Annotated in this window: 15 protein-coding genes; 5 read left to right on the top strand and 10 right to left on the bottom strand. The window is 63.3% G+C overall.

The features are described 5' to 3' along the window. Nucleotides 1-17: 17 nt before the first annotated feature. Both I7X09_RS15195 and I7X09_RS15190 read right to left on the bottom strand, forming a co-directional pair. Nucleotides 18-971 (bottom strand): hypothetical protein, encoded by a 954-nt coding sequence (locus I7X09_RS15195; RefSeq protein WP_124566726.1) that lies wholly within the window; start codon nt 969-971, stop codon nt 18-20. Further along, the gene (locus I7X09_RS15190; RefSeq protein WP_003943492.1) at nt 971-1,336 is read right to left on the bottom strand and encodes a hypothetical protein; all 366 of its coding nucleotides are present in this window, start codon (nt 1,334-1,336) and stop codon (nt 971-973) included. The genes I7X09_RS15195 and I7X09_RS15190 overlap by 1 nt, the downstream gene beginning before the upstream one ends. Before the next feature lie 270 nt (nt 1,337-1,606). Here I7X09_RS15190 and leuA point away from each other — a divergent pair, with 270 nt between their 5' ends. Together leuA and I7X09_RS15180 are read left to right on the top strand one after the other, a co-directional pair. Then, entirely contained in the window at nt 1,607-3,415 is a 1,809-nt protein-coding gene (gene leuA / locus I7X09_RS15185; protein WP_095969630.1) for a 2-isopropylmalate synthase, read from the top strand. A gap of 249 nt (nt 3,416-3,664) precedes the next feature. Next, complete coding sequence (locus tag I7X09_RS15180) at nt 3,665-4,042, top strand: SHOCT domain-containing protein (RefSeq protein ID WP_003943489.1); 378 nt, start codon at nt 3,665-3,667, stop codon at nt 4,040-4,042. 144 nt (nt 4,043-4,186) lie between these two features. Here I7X09_RS15180 and I7X09_RS15175 read toward each other — a convergent pair whose 3' ends face one another. Then, nucleotides 4,187-5,080 carry a LysR family transcriptional regulator gene (locus I7X09_RS15175; RefSeq protein WP_162114058.1) on the bottom strand — a complete coding sequence of 298 codons (894 nt, stop codon included), beginning with the start codon at nt 5,078-5,080 and terminating at the stop codon, nt 4,187-4,189. Between the two features lie 108 nt (nt 5,081-5,188). Here I7X09_RS15175 and I7X09_RS15170 point away from each other — a divergent pair, with 108 nt between their 5' ends. The 3 genes from I7X09_RS15170 to I7X09_RS15160 are packed head-to-tail and all read left to right on the top strand — an operon-like array spanning nt 5,189 to nt 8,115. After that, the gene (locus tag I7X09_RS15170; RefSeq protein WP_124566724.1) at nt 5,189-6,130 is read left to right on the top strand and encodes an EamA family transporter; all 942 of its coding nucleotides are present in this window, start codon (nt 5,189-5,191) and stop codon (nt 6,128-6,130) included. Between the two features lie 25 nt (nt 6,131-6,155). Further along, entirely contained in the window at nt 6,156-7,409 is a 1,254-nt protein-coding gene (locus tag I7X09_RS15165) for a Mur ligase family protein (protein WP_003943457.1), read from the top strand. Continuing rightward, the gene (locus I7X09_RS15160) at nt 7,402-8,115 is read left to right on the top strand and encodes a type 1 glutamine amidotransferase (RefSeq protein WP_200312897.1); all 714 of its coding nucleotides are present in this window, start codon (nt 7,402-7,404) and stop codon (nt 8,113-8,115) included. Before I7X09_RS15165 ends, I7X09_RS15160 begins: the two co-directional genes overlap by 8 nt. 6 nt (nt 8,116-8,121) lie before the next feature. Here the strand turns inward: I7X09_RS15160 and I7X09_RS15155 are convergent, their stop codons facing one another. The 7 genes from I7X09_RS15155 to I7X09_RS15125 all read right to left on the bottom strand — a co-directional run bounded on the left by I7X09_RS15155 (nt 8,122) and on the right by I7X09_RS15125 (nt 17,115). After that, entirely contained in the window at nt 8,122-9,285 is a 1,164-nt protein-coding gene (locus I7X09_RS15155; protein ID WP_124566722.1) for a low temperature requirement protein A, read from the bottom strand. Nucleotides 9,286-9,351: 66 nt separating this feature from the next. After that, entirely contained in the window at nt 9,352-10,479 is a 1,128-nt protein-coding gene (locus I7X09_RS15150; RefSeq protein WP_200312896.1) for an acyl-CoA dehydrogenase family protein, read from the bottom strand. A gap of 1 nt (nt 10,480) precedes the next feature. Next, the gene (locus I7X09_RS15145) at nt 10,481-11,686 is read right to left on the bottom strand and encodes an acyl-CoA dehydrogenase family protein (RefSeq protein WP_200312895.1); all 1,206 of its coding nucleotides are present in this window, start codon (nt 11,684-11,686) and stop codon (nt 10,481-10,483) included. A 17-nt stretch (nt 11,687-11,703) separates the two neighbouring features. Then, nucleotides 11,704-13,914 (bottom strand): acyl-CoA dehydrogenase, encoded by a 2,211-nt coding sequence (locus I7X09_RS15140; protein WP_200312894.1) that lies wholly within the window; start codon nt 13,912-13,914, stop codon nt 11,704-11,706. A gap of 27 nt (nt 13,915-13,941) precedes the next feature. Then, the gene (locus tag I7X09_RS15135) at nt 13,942-15,072 is read right to left on the bottom strand and encodes a steroid 3-ketoacyl-CoA thiolase (RefSeq protein WP_124566718.1); all 1,131 of its coding nucleotides are present in this window, start codon (nt 15,070-15,072) and stop codon (nt 13,942-13,944) included. Beyond that, nucleotides 15,069-15,905, bottom strand: a complete 837-nt coding sequence (locus I7X09_RS15130) for an SDR family NAD(P)-dependent oxidoreductase (RefSeq protein ID WP_166811916.1) — start codon at nt 15,903-15,905, stop codon at nt 15,069-15,071. Before I7X09_RS15130 ends, I7X09_RS15135 begins: the two co-directional genes overlap by 4 nt. Nucleotide 15,906: 1 nt before the next feature. Then, the gene (locus I7X09_RS15125; protein WP_200312893.1) at nt 15,907-17,115 is read right to left on the bottom strand and encodes a DegT/DnrJ/EryC1/StrS family aminotransferase; all 1,209 of its coding nucleotides are present in this window, start codon (nt 17,113-17,115) and stop codon (nt 15,907-15,909) included. Between the last annotated feature and the right edge of the window lie 20 nt (nt 17,116-17,135).

The following is a 17,135-nucleotide window of genomic DNA, read 5'->3' as shown; positions in this document are numbered from 1 at the left end:
GATACCAGAGGTCGAGCTTACCGAGGTGGTCCTGGGACTTCCCGATGCGTACTGCTGTTCGCCTCAGATCCGCGCGGGATCAGTTGCGAGATCCGCGCTCGCATCAACGTCGCAGAACGCGAACCACCGGCAACGTAACCGACCACCGCGACGGCAACTCCGCAGGCGAGAAGCATGCGGATACTGCTGATCAGGGAAACTGCCAGCGCGTCGTACACCGCGACTGCCGCCTCGGACGACGGTATGTCTGAATTCTGTAAATAGACCCGGCGCACGACGGCCAGCGCCACCAACAGGGCGATCATCGCCACCGCCGTCGCCAGCCCGACCAGGGACAGCGCGCGCCTTCGCCCCGGCGCAACCGCGACGGCCGCAATCGCGCAGGCCACCGAAGCCCACGGCAGCCAGGCCGCTGCTCGGTCGAGAGTGTCCGAGAAGTCCTGAGCCCGCACCAACTCGTCGGATTGCACGATCTCGAACTGAGGATCGAAGGTCGGGAGGCGATCGACCACGGTGAATCCGCGATCGCGGAGGTTCGTTCGCAGTTCCGTCATGATCGGTTCGAGGGAGAGGGTGACCGTTCCGCTGTCGTCGGCGCGAACGATGCCGTCGGTGGCTCGGCCGGTCACCATCGCGGCAAGTTGCGCGTGAGCCTGTCGGTTGGCCGCGGTCCAGAGCGTCGCGAACTGATCGCTCGAGACCAACGCCTGAGCGGCCTCGCGAACGAGTCTCTCGGCTTGTCTCGTCACCACCTGCGGAAATCTGTCCAACCGCTGCGTCAATTCCTCGGTCAGCCGGTCGACGACCGCCGATTGGACAGCGGGGTCGGCAGCCAACGGGGCAACCGTCTCGACGTAGCTGTCGGTGTCGTTCACCTGGGTGTGGACGAACAGCGCGAGCACCGAGCCGGCAGAACCGAGACCAGCGAGAACGATCAGCAGTGAACAGACGATCCAGCGGATCGAGCGCATCACGTGTGCTTGGCGCGCGCCGGTCGAATCTTCGCGGTGATGTGGTGAATGCGGTGATCGTCAGCGGGTATCCGGAAGGTCTCGGTAACCCGAACGGTCATCAGGTTCCGCCCGAACAACCCGGCGTCAAGGAGGTAGTCAGCCGTCAGGTCGTCCCCGTCGACCGTCCACTCCACCTCACGAATGTCGCGGATCACGCGATACTGAGGACCTCCGGAAAGGCTGCGCCGCAAATGATTCCCCGAAAACCCGGTCTTCAACCCGACCTCGTGACGTACCGCGTCCGGAGCCAGCGGTACGGAACTGCCATCGTGACTGCGGAGCGCGTCGAGGTACGTGCTCGCCACGGCGATTCGGGGATCCATGGACGACAGTCCACCATTTTCGGGGCCGAAACGGCAGCACAATTCGGCGACAAATTGGACATGAGGGCGAACCCCACCGATTTCTCCCGAAATCCAGGAGTAGAGTGCTCTGCATGCAGCGCGCACTCCTTCTTGGTTGCCGCGACGGGGTCTGATCCAGACTGGCCTCCCGCCGCGGGGTTTTTGTGCGCCGGTCGACCAAGCCTTCCGGACTTATGGTCTTGACCAACAGGTCAACAGGCCGGGTCCACAATCCTGGAGATCACACCCATGTCCCCCGCTGACGCATTCACCACCGGCACTCGCACCATCACCCCGCCCACGAAGCCGGCACCTTCCGACCAGCCTGCGTGGAACACGCAGAAGAACTCGTCGATGCCGACGTTCCGCTACCGCCCGTTCGCCGAAGAGGTCGAGACGGTCACGCTGCCCGACCGCACCTGGCCGGACAAGATCATCGACCGAGCACCGCAGTGGTGTGCCGTTGACCTGCGCGACGGCAACCAGGCACTGATCGATCCGATGAGCCCGGCACGCAAGCGTCGTATGTTCGATCTCCTGGTTCGTATGGGCTACAAGGAGATCGAGGTCGGCTTCCCGTCCGCGAGCCAGACGGACTTCGATTTCGTTCGCGAGATCATCGAAGACGGCGCGATCCCGTCCGACGTCACCATCCAGGTGCTGACGCAGTCGCGTCCCGAACTGATCAAGCGAACCTTCGAGGCGTGTGAAGGCGCCGAGAACGCGATCGTGCACTTCTACAACTCCACCTCGATCCTGCAGCGCCGCGTCGTGTTCCGCGCCGACAAGGACACGATCAAGAAGATCGCCACCGACGCCGCCGAACTGGTCCTGGCCGAGTCGAAGAAGTACCCGGACACCAACTGGCGCTGGGAGTACTCGCCCGAGTCCTACACCGGTACCGAGCTCGAGTACGCCAAGGAAGTATGTGACGCCGTCACCGAAACCCTGGGTGCGACGCCTGCCAACCCGGTCATTCTGAACCTGCCCGCCACCGTCGAGATGGCTACACCCAACGTGTACGCCGACTCCATCGAGTGGATGCACCGCAACCTGGCTCGCCGCGATTCGGTCATCCTGTCGCTGCACCCCCACAACGACCGCGGGACCGGCGTCGCTGCAGCCGAACTGGGCTACCAGGCCGGCGCAGACCGCATCGAAGGCTGCCTGTTCGGCAACGGCGAGCGCACCGGCAACGTCTGCCTGGTGACCCTCGCTCTGAACATGTTCACGCGCGGCGTCGACCCGCAGATCGATTTCTCGAACATCGACGAGATCCGTCGCACGGTCGAGTACTGCAACCAGCTGCCCGTCCACGAGCGTCATCCGTACGGCGGCGACCTGGTCTACACCGCGTTCTCCGGCAGCCACCAGGACGCGATCAACAAGGGCCTCGACGCCATGAAGGTCGACGCCGACAGCCAGGACTCCGACGTCGACGACATTCTCTGGCAGGTCCCCTACCTGCCGATCGACCCGAAGGACGTCGGCCGCAGCTACGAGGCAGTCATCCGCGTGAACTCGCAGTCCGGCAAGGGCGGCGTCGCGTACATCATGAAGGCCGATCACGGTCTGGTGCTGCCGCGTCGTCTGCAGGTCGAGTTCTCGCAGTCGGTCCAGAAGATCACCGACGGCGAGGGCGGCGAGGTCTCGCCGAAGGAAATGTGGGACGTATTCCACGAGGAGTACCTCGCTCCCATCACCCCGCTCGAGCGCATGAAGCAGAAGGTCACCGCGTCCGAGGAAGACGGCGGCACCGACGCGATCACCGCGATCGTCAAGGTGAACGGCAAGGAGCAGGAGATCTCGGGTACCGGTAACGGCCCGCTCGCTGCCTTCGTCGACGCGCTGGGAAGCATCAACTTCGACGTCCGTGTCCTCGACTACTCCGAGCACGCGATGTCCGCCGGTGACGACGCCCAGGCCGCGGCCTACGTCGAGTGCGCCGTGACCGGCCCGGACGGTCAGAGCACCGTCGTCTGGGGTGTGGGTATCGCCACGTCGATCACGACAGCGTCGCTGCGTGCCGTGGTCTCGGCAGTGAACCGCGCCAGCTGACACTCAACGCCTGATAAACCCTGCTTCTGAACAAACCCTGGTCTCACCCGATTTTCGGGTGAGACCAGGGTCGTTTTCAGGGCGCTGAAGACTATCGCTTCATAATTTCGATTCCACATGACATTGGTCCCGAAAGAGTCGGTTAGCGAAGTTAACAAAAAGAATTCACCCATCGAGGATGATGCAGACGCCACGTGCGCGTGAGATAGTCAGCTCAGACAAATCCGACTTGTGAAATGGAGCTCGACAATGGATTCCTTTTGGGACTTCCTCTGGCTGATCATCATCAGCTTCGCGTTCATCGCGTACCTGATCCTGCTCTTCTCGATCATCACCGACCTGTTCCGCGATCACAAGACCTCCGGATGGGTGAAGGCAATCTGGATTGTCTTCCTGTTCTTCATTCCGCTGCTCACCTCGCTCGTCTACCTGATCGTTCGCAGCGACGGAATGGCACAGCGGTCCCTCGAGGCTGCGCAGCAGGTCAAGAACGCACAGGACAGCTACATCCGTGAGGTTGCCGGAAAGTCCCCGGCCGAATCCATCGCAGATGCAAAGGCCCTTCTCGACGCCGGAACCATCAGCGAAGAAGAATTCGCAGCACTGAAGGCCAAGGCTCTCGCCTGATACCGGCCCTCACTAAGCGGCCCTCACTAATCCGTGAGGATTGCACTACCGAAGCGGGAGCGACACTAATCGTGTCGCTCCCGTTTTGTGTTCATTCACCAACAGCCCTCCATCACCAACAGCCCTTCATTCACCAACAGCCCTTCATTCACCAACAGCACGCGCGACGTCGCGAAAAGCGTCGAGAACCACTCCGACAGCCGGACTGCGGTTGGCATGTAACCGAGTTGCCAATTCATAAACGCGGGCAGCGCGCACTCCCGCCACCGGTTTCCTCGACACTCCGGGATGCGTGATGGCGTAACGCGGCATCAAAGCCACGCCGTGACCGGCCGCCACCAGTTCTTCGATGACGCGGAAATCGTTTATCCGATGAGCGACGCGAGGCTGGACGCCGGTCACGGACGCAACCGACAACAGAACGTCGTCGACCGGAAACCCGCCGCGCACGCTGATCCAGTTCTCGTCGGCCAATTGTTCCAACCGAACCGAATCCTGCTCGGCGAGTGGATGATCAGGCCGCAGCACCAGATCGATCGGTTCACGCATCAGCGGTTGCACACTGACCCGGGGAAACGACGTCTCGGCTCCGCGTTCGTCACGGTGAGTGAGGATCACGTCGTGATCGGCCAACAGCCCAGGGACGGCCGACGCCGGTTTGTCGACGTCGTAGGCGTCGATGTCCACATCCGAGTTCTTCAGCGCCGTCAGGACACCGGGCAGCAGGAGTGCCGCACCGGAAGGAAAGAACGCGACTCGCACCTTGCCGCGCGGTGAGCCTCGGTACGACGCCATCTCGTCCGCTGCCCGGTCGAGAGCCGCCACCACGTCGTCGGCGCGAAGTACCAGCGCTCGGCCCGCGTCGGTGAGGCGCAGCGTGCGCCCGTCCGGTTCGAGGAGCGAGACCCCCGCTTCTCGTCCGAGGATCTTGAGTTGTTGCGAGACCGCTGACGGCGTCATCGACAGAGCGAGAGCAGTGGCACCGACAGTTCCTCGATCGGCGAGCTCGCGGAGGATTCGCAAACGTGTGGCGTCCATCTAGTGACCAGCTTCTTTGTAGCGCCCTGCATCCATGTAGCAAAACTACATGGATAGTGCATCTATATTCGCTTGTTCTGATGCTTTGTACGGCTCACGATTAACGTCATGACTCCCCGCGACCGTCTCCTCGGCCTGACCGTGATCGTCTTGTGGGGTCTGAACTTCCTGGCCATTCGTGTCGGCCTGGATCATTTCCCACCGTTCTTCTTCGCTGCGCTCCGGTTTCTGATCATCGCAATTCCGGTGGTCGTCTTCGTGCCGCGTCCGCAGGTACCGCTCCGTTGGCTGCTGCTCTACGGATTCGGTTTCGGATTCGGCCAGTTCGTCTTCCTCTTCTGGGCGATGCACTCGGGGATGCCGACGGGTCTTGCATCACTGGTTCTGCAGTCGTCAGCGCCGTTCACCGTCGTACTCGGCGCGTTTCTGCTCCGCGAGAAGCTCAGCGTCTGGCAGGTCTCCGGGATCGCCGTTGCCGTTGCCGGGATGTCCTTGATCGGCTGGGACCGTTCACACCACGCGGCACTGCTGCCCGTCATCCTGACGCTCCTCGGCGGTCTGTCCTGGGCGTTCGGTAATCTCGGCAGCCGCTTGGCCGCGGCGAACACCGTCGGTGAGCCCGCACCGATGCGCTTGATGCTGTGGATGTGCGTCATCCCGCCATTGCCGATGCTCGCCCTGTCAGCGGTGGTCGAAGGCCCCACTGTCGGCTGGCACGCACTCGGCACCGCGTTCAGCGCCGACGCCTGGCCGTCACTGGTCGGGTTGGCCTACATCATTCTGCTCGGCACCATCGCCGGATCCGGGCTCTGGACGATGCTCATGGGCCGCTATCCCGCCGGCATGGTGGCTCCGCTCTCCTTGCTGGTGCCGGTTGTGGGTATCGGCGCGTCCTGGTTGTTCCTGCACGAGGATCCGAGCCCGTTGTCACTGGTCGGGGCAGTCATCGTGATTGCCGGAGCGAGTGCCGCGCAGATGAGGCGCAAACCCGCCGGCACTGTTTTCTCGGACACACCTGCAGCCTCACCACCGGCGCGACTCGGCGTCTGACGACGCCCTGTGCCAAACTCGGGCCGTGGGAACTGGACTATCGATCACAGCGCGCGGAAAGCTCGCCATGCGAGCTGCCGCAGCAGCATCTTGGGCATCGCAGAAGGCCGGGCGCGGCAAGGGTTCGATGATCGGCGGGTTGATCGCCCTCAAGATCGACCCGACGCTCATGACTCAACTCGGACGCGGCAAGCGCACCGTCGTGGTCACCGGCACCAACGGCAAGTCGACGACCACGCGTATGACCGCCGCAGCGCTCGCGACACTCGGTGACGTCGCCACGCAGGCCGACGGCGCCAACATGGATGCCGGGATCGTGGCCGCTCTGGCTGCGCGTACGGACGCGACGCTGGCAGCACTCGAGGTCGACGAGCTGCACGTCCCCCACGTAGCCGACGCCGTGAACCCGGAAGTGATCGTGCTGCTGAATCTCAGCCGCGATCAGCTCGACCGGGTCGGCGAGATCAACATGATCGAACGGAAGCTCCGCGCGTGCGTCAATGCTCATCCGAACGCGGTGATCGTCGCCAACTGCGATGACGTACTGGTCACCTCCGTGGCATACGACGCCACCAACGTCGTGTGGGTTGCTGCCGGCGGCGGCTGGGCCGGCGATTCCGTCAGCTGCCCGCGGACCGGCGAACCCATCGTGTGGGAGGGAAAGCACTGGCGCAGTACCGGTTCAGACTTCGCGCGGCCCGAGCCGACCTGGTGGCTCGACGACGACAATCTTTACGGCCCCGACGGCCTGAAGATTCCGATGACGTTGACTCTCCCCGGAAAAGCCAACCGCGGTAACGCCGCTCAGGCCGTAGCGGCAGCGGCGGCTTTGGGCGCAGATCCGGTCGGGGCAGTTGCCGCCGCGTCGACGGTCCAGGAAGTCGCCGGCCGGTACAGCACCGTCGAGGTCGGACCGCACTCCGTTCACATGCTGCTCGCGAAGAATCCGGCCGGTTGGCAGGAAGCACTGTCGATGATCGATCCCACGGTGGACGGCCTGGTCATCGCGGTGAACGGTCAGGTGCCGGACGGCGAGGACCTCTCCTGGCTGTGGGACGTGAAGTTCGAGCACTTCGAAGGCGTCAAGGTAGTGGCCGCCGGCGAACGCGGAACCGATCTCGCCGTTCGCCTCACGTACGCAGGCGTCGAGCACACCCTCGATCCGGATCCGTTGCGCGCCATCGCTTCCTGCCCTCCCGGACGGGTGGAGGTACTGGCGAACTACACGGCCTTCCGTGATCTCAACACCGCCATCGCGAAGGAGTCTCGCAATGTCTGACTCGAAAATTCGCATCGGATTGGTACTCCCCGACGTCATGGGCACCTACGGCGACGGCGGCAATGCCCTGATCCTGCGTCAGCGCCTACGGATGCGCGGCTACGACGCCGAGATCGTGGACATCACCTTGAGCGATCCGGTCCCCGATTCACTCGACGTGTACACGTTGGGTGGCGCCGAGGATTCCGCTCAGCGACTCGCGACGCGTCACCTCGCGAAATACCCTGGCCTGCAACGCGCCGCCGAGCGTGGTGCACCGGTTCTGGCGATCTGCGCTGCCATTCAAGTGCTCGGCAACTGGTACGAAACCTCCAGTGGCGAACGCGTCGAAGGTGTCTCGATGCTCGACGTCACGACCTCTCCGCAGGAGAAGCGTTCCATCGGCGAGGTCATCACCAAACCGTTGATCGACGGGCTCACCGCTCCTCTCTCGGGTTTCGAGAATCACCGCGGCGGAACAACTCTGGGCAGCTCAGCCTCTGGGTTCGCGCGAGTCACCCACGGCGTCGGAAACGGCGTCGGTGACGGATTCGAAGGCGTCGTGCAGGGTTCGGTGATCGGGACGTACATGCACGGACCCGCTTTGGCGCGTAACCCGGAACTCGCAGACCTCCTGCTCATGCGGGCCTTGGGCGTCGACGAGCTCGAACCCCTGCACCTGCCCGAGGTCGACAAGCTCCGCAAGGAGCGACTCGCGATTCGCTGAGCCAGCTCAGACGGTTTCCGATTTACCCTCGGTCAGAATCAGTTCCACGGCCAACAGCGCGGCGCAAGCCAGTCCCGCGACAAGTTCGGGCACCGCGGTGTAGGTGCCGCCGAGCACGACGACTATCGCTACCGAGAACGGTGCGAGGGTGCGCACCGAGGAGTCGTGCAGTCGAATGTGGATGAACCACAACGCTGCAAGAATGACCGCGACCGGAATGGTGACTGCAGCACCCGTCACCAGCGCGCTGCCGTCACCGTGGTGAGTCCAGAAGTCGACGCGCGAGGCCAACCCCGCACCGATGGCGGCAGCAGCGGCGAAGATGAAGTAGTGACCGAACCCCCAGACAAAGGGTGAGACGTTGTCACCGCCGATCACTTCGCCTGCATTGCGTTGGAAGTAGAGCCACCACAGGCTGAAGACAATCAGAATGCCGCCGATCACGACGTAGGTGACCTGCGCTGCCGGATGCTCACCGTCCACGGCGTCCTGAATCGCGATGGTGGTCGAGAGGATCGTCTCGCCCAGAACGATGATGAAGAACAACGAGTACCGCTCTGCGATGTGATGCGGGTGCCACGGTGTCATGCCCGGCTTCTCCGACCAGATCGGTACCGCGAATTCGCACAGAACCAACACCAGGAACGTCGGGACGTAAATGGCGGACGGCACGAAGTAGAAACCGATCCAACCGATCTGGACCAAGACGATCCCGAGAGCGTATCGACGAGCCGTGAGCGCATGTTCGGGGTCGTTCCGCGACACCCTGAGCCATTGGATGACCAGGGCTATTCGCATGATGACGTAGCCGACGATGATGAGCAGGGCGTCGTCGTTGAAGAAGCGGACGATGCCGGCTGCAAGGACCAGCGATCCGAGGATCTGGAAGATGGTCAGCAGCCGGGCGATTCCGTCGTCGTTGTCGTACGCCGAGGTGAACCACGTGAAGTTCAGCCACGTCCACCAGATCGCGAAGAACGCCATCGCGAAGTGTCCGACGCCCGAAGCTGCGTGCCCTTCGCTGATCGCGTGGTGCAGACCGGTCGCCGCTTGAGCGACCGCCACGACGAAGCAGAGGTCGGTGAGCAGCTCGAGCGGCGTCGCCACCCGATGCGGCTCGTGCGGATCCCGCGGAACCAACGGCCTGATGAACGAACTGGTGCGATTCACGAAGGGCAGAGTAGCGCGACGATTGCCGACGCGCTGCCCGTCACTGGAACCTGTCGTCTCAGATATTCACGCCGACGCGCCGATCTGGGCTCGGATCTCCAACTGATCGGCGAGTTCGGCGCCTATCGCCCCCGCGCTCCCCAAGGTGAAGGCGATCTGCCGTCCCCACAGGAAATAGCGGTGAATCGGGTAGTCGACATCCGCGCCGATTCCGCCGTGCATGTGCTGGGTCGCGTGGACCACGCGCAGGCCACCGCGCGACGCCCACCATTTGGCGACCAGCGCAGCTGCTTCCGCTTCACTCTCGACTCCGCTGTCCATCAGCCAGGCAGCACGGTGCGTGGTCAACCTTGTGCTCTCGGTGTCGAGGTACGCGTCGGCGGCCCGGACGGCAACTGCCTGGTTGGTCGAGAGGGGACGACCGAATTGCACTCGCTCGGAGGTGTATTTCGCCGTCATCGCCAGCGCTTCCTCGCAAACGCCGGTGGCCAGGGCCGCCAGCGCCACCCGTGCTCGCCGCAACGTCCAGTCTCGAACCACCGCGCCGTCGGCGGGAAGTGCGTCAGCTGCAGTAACCGCAACCCCGTCGAACTGCACAGCGCTGTTGTTCTCGCGGTTCGTCACCTGTAGCGGTGTACGCACCAGCGCGTCCCGGTCCGTCGGCACGATCATGACGGTGACACTGCCGTCCGGCATCGTCACCGGAAGCACCAGTGCGGCAGCGAACTCGGCCGCCGGGACGGAGTCGACACGTCCGGACAGTACCCAGCCGTCCGCGGCGGGCTCGGCGCGAACCGCCGTCTCGGCGTTGTAGCCGGTGTCGAAGGCACCGGTGACGATCACCGAGCCGTCGAGCAGTCCCGGAAGCCACGACGCTTTCTGCTCCGTGCTGCCGAACTCGGCAATCGGTAGCGCCGCCGTTGCAACTACCGACCACAACGGAACCTGAGCAACGCGTCGGCCCTGTTGTTCGAGAACGGCGGCGAGCCCGAGCATTCCGAGTCCCGCTCCCCCGACCTCCTCTGGCAGAGCAATCCCCAGGACGTCGGAGTCGGCGAGGAGCTTCCACAGTTCGGCGTCGAAACCGCCGGCGCCCTCCACTTCCCGCAGTCGGTCCACTCCGGACTTCGCCGAGAAGATCGATTCACTCAGATCCCGCACGGCGGACAGATTGTCGTCGAATTCGAATTCCATGTCAGCTCTTTTCGTTCTGTGCAGCGGGCCGGCGACGCGCAGCGAGCGTCATACCCAGGCACTTGGCTGCGACAATTTCACGCATCACTTCGTTGGTACCGCCGCCGAAGGTGTTGTTCTGGGCACGGCGACCCAGGTTCTCGACTCGCCCTTCGAGTACAGCTCCGGGTGTGCCGGGGCGCAGCAAGCCCTTGGCGCCCAGCACTTCCTGCAGCATGCCGTACGCACTGACGACGGCTTCTGTACCGAAGATCTTGGCCGCGGCCGAGTCCCCACCGCCCAAGGTGTTGGCGGCGACGTCCGCCACCAGCCGCAGGTTCATCAGATCAGCAGCACTGAGCAGCGCGTAGACCTCCGCCAATTTCTCACGTACCCAACCGATGTCGTAGACGTGGCCGTCACCCGCGGGTTCTGTCTTCGCCCACTCGACCACCTCGGCGAAGAGCTCGTTGGCGATGCCTCCGCGTGCTGCCAGGGCGACACGTTCGTGGTTGAGCTGGTTGGTGATGAGCTTCCACCCCTGATTGAGCTCACCGACGACATTGGCGATCGGGACCCGAACATCTTCGTAATAGGTTGCCGAAGTACTGATTCCGCCCACGGTGTGAATTTCGGTGACCGAGAACCCCGGGGAGTTCGTCGGCACCAGGACCACGGAAATACCCTGATGCGTCGGCGCATCCGGATCGGTACGAACGGCCAGCCAGACCCAGTCGGCAAACACACCGGCACTGGTGAAGATCTTGTTGCCATTGATGACCAGTTCGTCGCCCTCGATGCGGCCGCGAGTTTCCAGTGCCGCGAGATCGGTGCCCGCATTCGGTTCGGTGTAGCCGATGGCAAAGATCAACTCGCCGGCGAGGATCGGGCGTAGGAAGAAATCCTTCTGCGCCTGCGTTCCGTGCTTGATCAAGGCTGGGCCAACGGTGTTCAGCGTGACCAGCGACAGCGGTGCATTGGCGCGAATCACCTCGTCGTAGAACACGTACAGAGCCTCGGGGTCCTCACCCCGCCCGCCGAATTCTTCCGGCCACCCCAAGCCCAACCAGCCGTCCTTGCCCATCCGGCGCAGGATGCGATCGAAGACGGGGCCCCCTTCGGTCTGATCGACCAGAGCGCGGCGATCTTCCTCGTTGATGATCTCCGCGAAGTAGGCCCGCAATTCCTTGCGCAGAGTCTTCGACTCCTCCGACAAATCCAGATACATGGTGAAGCTCCTAAGATCTACGAACGCGGCAGGCCGAGTACGCGCTGCGCGATGACGTTGAGTTGAATTTCGACGGTTCCGCCGCCGAACAGAATCGAGGGCAGTCCGATGTGGTCTATCGCGTAATTCGCTGCCGGATCGACAACGGCAGCGCGCGGTCCGAGCAGTCGCAACAGATCGCGCGAGCCCTCACGTTGCGCCAGGGCGTTGTACACCTTCGAGACACTGATCTCGGCACCCGGTTCCTGACCCGCCAGTCGCGCCGATACCCCGCGCAGATTCATCGCGGACAGCGCCAGTTCGCGAGAGATACTGCGGCCGAGGCCTTCCACCGCCTCCTCGCGGGAGCAGTCGTGGCTCGCCTCGGCTATCACCTGGCGGAATTGATCGCTCGAACCGTGGTGCAGTGTGCTGCCCATACTCAGGCGCTCGTTGGACAGTGTGGTCGCAGCCAACTTCCAACCCTGCCCCGGTTCCGCGACCAGGCAGTCGTCCGGCACGAACACGTCGTCGAGGAATACCTCGTTGAACTCCGACTTTCCGGTGGATTGTTTGAGCGGACGTACGTCGATGCCCTTCGAGGTCATGTCGACCAGGAAGTACGACAGCCCACGGTGTTTCGGAGCGTCGGCGTCGGAGCGTGCCAGGCATACTCCCCAATCTGCCTCGTGCGCACCCGAGTTCCACACTTTCTGCCCCGACAAGACCCAGCCACCGTCGACTTTCCGCGCTTTCGTACTCAGACCGGCAAGGTCTGATCCCGCGCCCGGCTCGCTGAAGAGCTGGCACCAGATGATGTCGGCTCGCAGAGAAGGCTCGACGAACCTGTCCTGCTGTTCGGCGTTACCATGTTCGAGGATCGTGGGCAGCACCCATTCCCCGATCACCGTGGACGGCTGAGCCCAACCTCGCATCGCGAATTCATGTGCGATGACAGCCTGTTCCCTCGGTCCCGCTCCCAGCCCGTACGGCGCCCGATAGTGCGGGGCAACCAGTTTGGCTTCGGCAAATCGCGCCCGTCGAGCACTACCCTTGGCCGGGGCCCAACTCGCGCTGGTGGTTCCGTCGTCAGGCAGCAGCGCGACCTCGTCCAGAACCCGGCGAACCTGCTCCCGCAGTTCCGGCAGCATCTCCGGGTCGACAAAGGAGAAGTCGCGGGCCGAATCAGCAGACCGGTCCCCCAAGGTGTGTGCCCACTTGACCTCGGATCCTGCTACCGCGGCAATACTGATCGCCCGTCGCCAGTACAGATGCGCGTCGTGCTCCCAGGTGAATCCGATTCCGCCGAGCAAAGTCACACATTCGAGGGCGTTCTCGATGCCGACGGGCAAAGCCGCCAACGCAGCTTGAGCAGAGACGAGTTTCTGCTGATCCTCGTCGTGATCCTCGGACCGAGCCGCATCCCACGCTGCGGCACAGGCAATCTCGGAGCGGACCAGCATCATGGCCGCCTTGTGCTGAACTGCCTGGAAGCTTCCGACCGGACGGCCGAACTGCTGCCGGGACTTTACATAGTCGACCGCGGTGCGTAGCGCCCAACCGGCGATACCGCTCGCCTCCGCAGCCAACACCGTGTTGGCGATCAGTTCGACTCGGTGCGCCTGGAGACCGTCGACGATCAGTCCGTCGTCGACCTGGTATTCGGTCAACGTCAGGGTCCCGATCGACCGTGTCAGATCCACCCCGTCCTCGATCGCCACCGCAGCGGAAGTCGACGGTCCGAGCCGGAACCACAAATCGCCGTCTTCGCTGTTCGCCCGTACGAGAACAACATCGGCTCCGGGCAGACCAAGAGCTGGGTCGCCAGAACCGCTCACTGTCCACCCCGCATCGCCGCGAGCGGCACGCAACCCCGCGCCGGTACAGACTGCTCCGGTTGCACCGGTAGCCAATTCGGTCAGCATTGTTTCCGCAGCCGATCCGGCGGCTGTCGCGAGAATCCCACTCGCGATGACCGTCGGAACGTACGGTCCCGGATAGAGCGCAGCACCCAATTGCTCGACTATCACCGCAAGTTCGGCAAGACCCGCCCCGTCACCGCCGTACTGCTCCGGCAGGTGCACTGCGTGCAGGCCCTGACGGACCAACCCATCCCACGAGTCCGGCCGATCACCGGCGGCGTACCGCTTGACGTTGCTCCGCGTATCGGCGATTCCGCCGAAGCGGTTCGTGAATGCGGCTACCGCTTCCGCCAGGTCACGGTGATCTTCGAGCAGGGGTAGTGCCATGGCAGGTTCCTCAATCTTCGGTTCTGGTCAGATGCGTTCGAGAATCAGGCAGGTGGTAGCGGCGGACGCGCAGATCGCGATCAGGGCGATGGACTTGTCCCGGCGCTCCAATTCGTCGATGACATTGGCCAACAGCCTGATTCCTGTTGCACCGGCTGGATGGCCCAGTGCAATTGCGCCACCGTTGACGTTCAGCAATTCGGGATCGACGCCGTGAACCTTTGCGAAAGACATCGGTACCGAAGCAAATGCCTCGTTGACCTCGAACAGATCGATGTCGTCGATCGTCAGACCGGTGCGTCCGAGCACGATATTCGCCGCGTCGACGGGGCCGTCGAGCATGAACTCGGTGTCCCCGCCGATGACGCACTGCGCCAGTATCTTTGCCCGCGGCCGCACGCCGAGGGCCTTGGCTCGATCCTCGGACATCAGCAGAGCCGCACTCGCACCGTCCGAGACCTGCGAAGACGTTCCAGCGGTGTGCAATCCGCCCTCTTGGACGGTGCGCAGTTTCGCGAGTCCTTCGAGGCTCGATTCGCGCAGTCCCTGATCCCGGTGAACCGGAACGTCGGAGCCCGGAGCGACCACGTCGATGATGTGCGAGTCGAAGCGCCCTGCCTCCCAGGCTGCTGCGGCTCGCTGCTGCGAGCGCAACCCGAAGGCGTCGAGATCCTCGCGGCTGAAACCGCGCTTGACCGCAATCCGATCGGCAGCGGTGTACTGGTCGACGGTATCGAGTGACCACGACTCGGGCCGGGGTGTCCCCAGGCCCGTACCCACCTTGTACGTCAACGGCGCGCGGGACATCAGCTCGACTCCGCACGCCACCCCCACCTCGACTGCACCGATGGCAATTTGCCCGGCGATCAGCTGCACAGACTGCTGCGCTGTGCCGCACTGCGCGTCGATCGTGGTGCAGCCCGCTTTCAACGGAAGGCCCGCATGCATCCAGGACGTACGCACGACGTTGCCGAACTGCTCACCGAGAGGTGTCACACAGCCACCGATGACCTGGTCGACCGCGTCAGGATCCACGCCGACCCGATCCAGCACGCCCTTCTGCGCATAACCCAACAGTTCTGCCGCGTGGACTCCGGACAGCCAACCTTCACGCTTGCCGAACGGCGTTCGTGCTGCGTCCACGATGACGGGCTTCATGCCAACTCCTCGGTTCGTAGTGCCGTTCCGTCCAGACCGCGTACGGTCAGGGACCACTCGTCGATCAGGTCCAAGCTGACGCACGATCGAGCGGTGAACTCGGTGTCGCAATCGCACAACGCTGTGACCGCTTCCACCATTTGTTCCATAGATTCGACCTGATCCGGCCGGATAGTCTCACCGACCAGGACTCTTGCGCCCTCACTGAGCACCGCTGCCCGCGGTTGAACCGTGTTGACGCGAACCCCCTGGCCGTAGAGTTCCACGCCCATACCGTTGCTCAGCCTGTTGAGCGCCGCCTTGGAGGCGCCGTACACGGTCATGGCAGTTCCCGGTTCGACCCACGTGAAAGGCGGGCCATGCCACGGTTTGACGGTGCCGCTGGACACGTTCACGATCCAGCCGTATCCGTTTGCCACCATCCCCGGCACCACGGCTTGCATCAGATCGAGCGGTGCATGGACATTTGCCTCGAACATCAAACGTCGTCGCCGCAGTGGGTAATCCGACAGCGGCTGATAGATCGCCGCTGCCGCGTTGTTCACCAGGATGTCGATCGTCCCGCCAAGCTTCTCGATCGCCAGCGGCACAACGGTGTCGCGCTGCTGCTCGTCCGTCAGATCTGCGACAACTATCTCGACTCTGGTTCCGTACTTGGCAATTCGAGCCGCAGTCTCTTCGAGACTGCCCGGCAGGGTTGCATGCGTGCCGAGTGTCCGAGCCACAAGGGCGACGTCGGCACCCTCAGCTGCCAGTCGCTCTGCTACGCCCGCACCGATTCCGCGGCTGGAACCGGTGACAAGCGCTCGGCGGCCGTCAAAGCGCCTCGTCATGCTATTTGAACTTCGAAGCGAAGCGATTGATGCTCTCTGCAATCCGAGCAACTTCGTCGTCACGCAGGCCGTGGCTCATACCGAGTGTCATGCCGCGGGCAAAGACCGCGTCGGCTTCCGGCAGACCCTCGGCCGGCTGACGGAACTCGATGTTGTTCATCATCGGGTGGCGAGTGACATTGCCGCTCCACACAGTTCGTGTGTCGATACCGTCGGCCTCGATGGCCTCCTGCAGGTCACTACGCGTGAAGGGTGCGTTGTGGTTGATCATCACCGGGTAGCACAGCCATGCGGTATCGAGACCGTCGAGTTCTACCGGCGTCGTGAAGAATTCGGGGTGAGCACCATATGCCGCTGTGAAGGCCGCAAAGGTGGCCTTGCGCGTCTTGTAGTTCTCTTCCAGCTTGTCGAGCTGCACCACGCCGTAGGCTGCGCCGAGTTCGGAGGGCTCGAAGTTCCACGACATGAGCTCGAAAATGAAATCGTTGTCGTAGTCGACGCCGTCGAGTTCTTCACGGAAGACTCGACCGGACTTGGTGCTGCCGAACAGGTTCGGCTCGCTACGACGGCCCCAACGGCGAAGCAGAAGAGCCTTGTCTCGGCTGGCTTCGTCGTCGACGCACACCATTCCGCCGGTTCCCGCGCACGTGATGATGTGTGCCATCGAGAAACTGGTGACGACGATGTCGGCCCGAGAGCCGGTAGGAGTGCCGCGGAGCGTGGCGCCGATCGCATCACACGAATCCTCGATCACCCTGAGTCCGTGTCGATCTGCGATGTCGCGGATGACGTCCCAGTCCGGGCAGTTGCCGGCCAGGTTCGGCATCAGTATGGCACCGGTCTTCTCGGTGACCATGGCTTCGATCTTGGTGACGTCGACGTTGAACGTGTTGGGTTCCACGTCCACGAACACCGGCACCAGACCGGCACGAACGATCGGTGCGATGTCGGTGGAGAACGTCAGCGGCGACGTGATGATCTCGCTTCCGGCAGGCAGCCCGAGCAGCTCGACTGCCAGGTACAAACCCGAGGATCCCGAGTTGCACATGACGCCGAACTTCTTGCCTGCCAAGGCCGCGATGCGTTCTTCCATCTCGAAGACGTTCTTGCCGATGCGCAATCCTTGATGCCCGCTGCGCAAGACGTCGACAACCGCCTGTATTTCTTCCTCGCCGTGGGTGGCCCTGGCGTAGGTGATCCGCTCGCTCATCTTGTTCCTGCTTTCTCGAA

The organism is Rhodococcus sp. P-2, assembly GCF_016598535.1.
GTDB classification, from domain to species: domain Bacteria; phylum Actinomycetota; class Actinomycetes; order Mycobacteriales; family Mycobacteriaceae; genus Rhodococcus_F; species Rhodococcus_F baikonurensis.
This window is presented reverse-complemented; position numbering and strand designations above follow the sequence as displayed.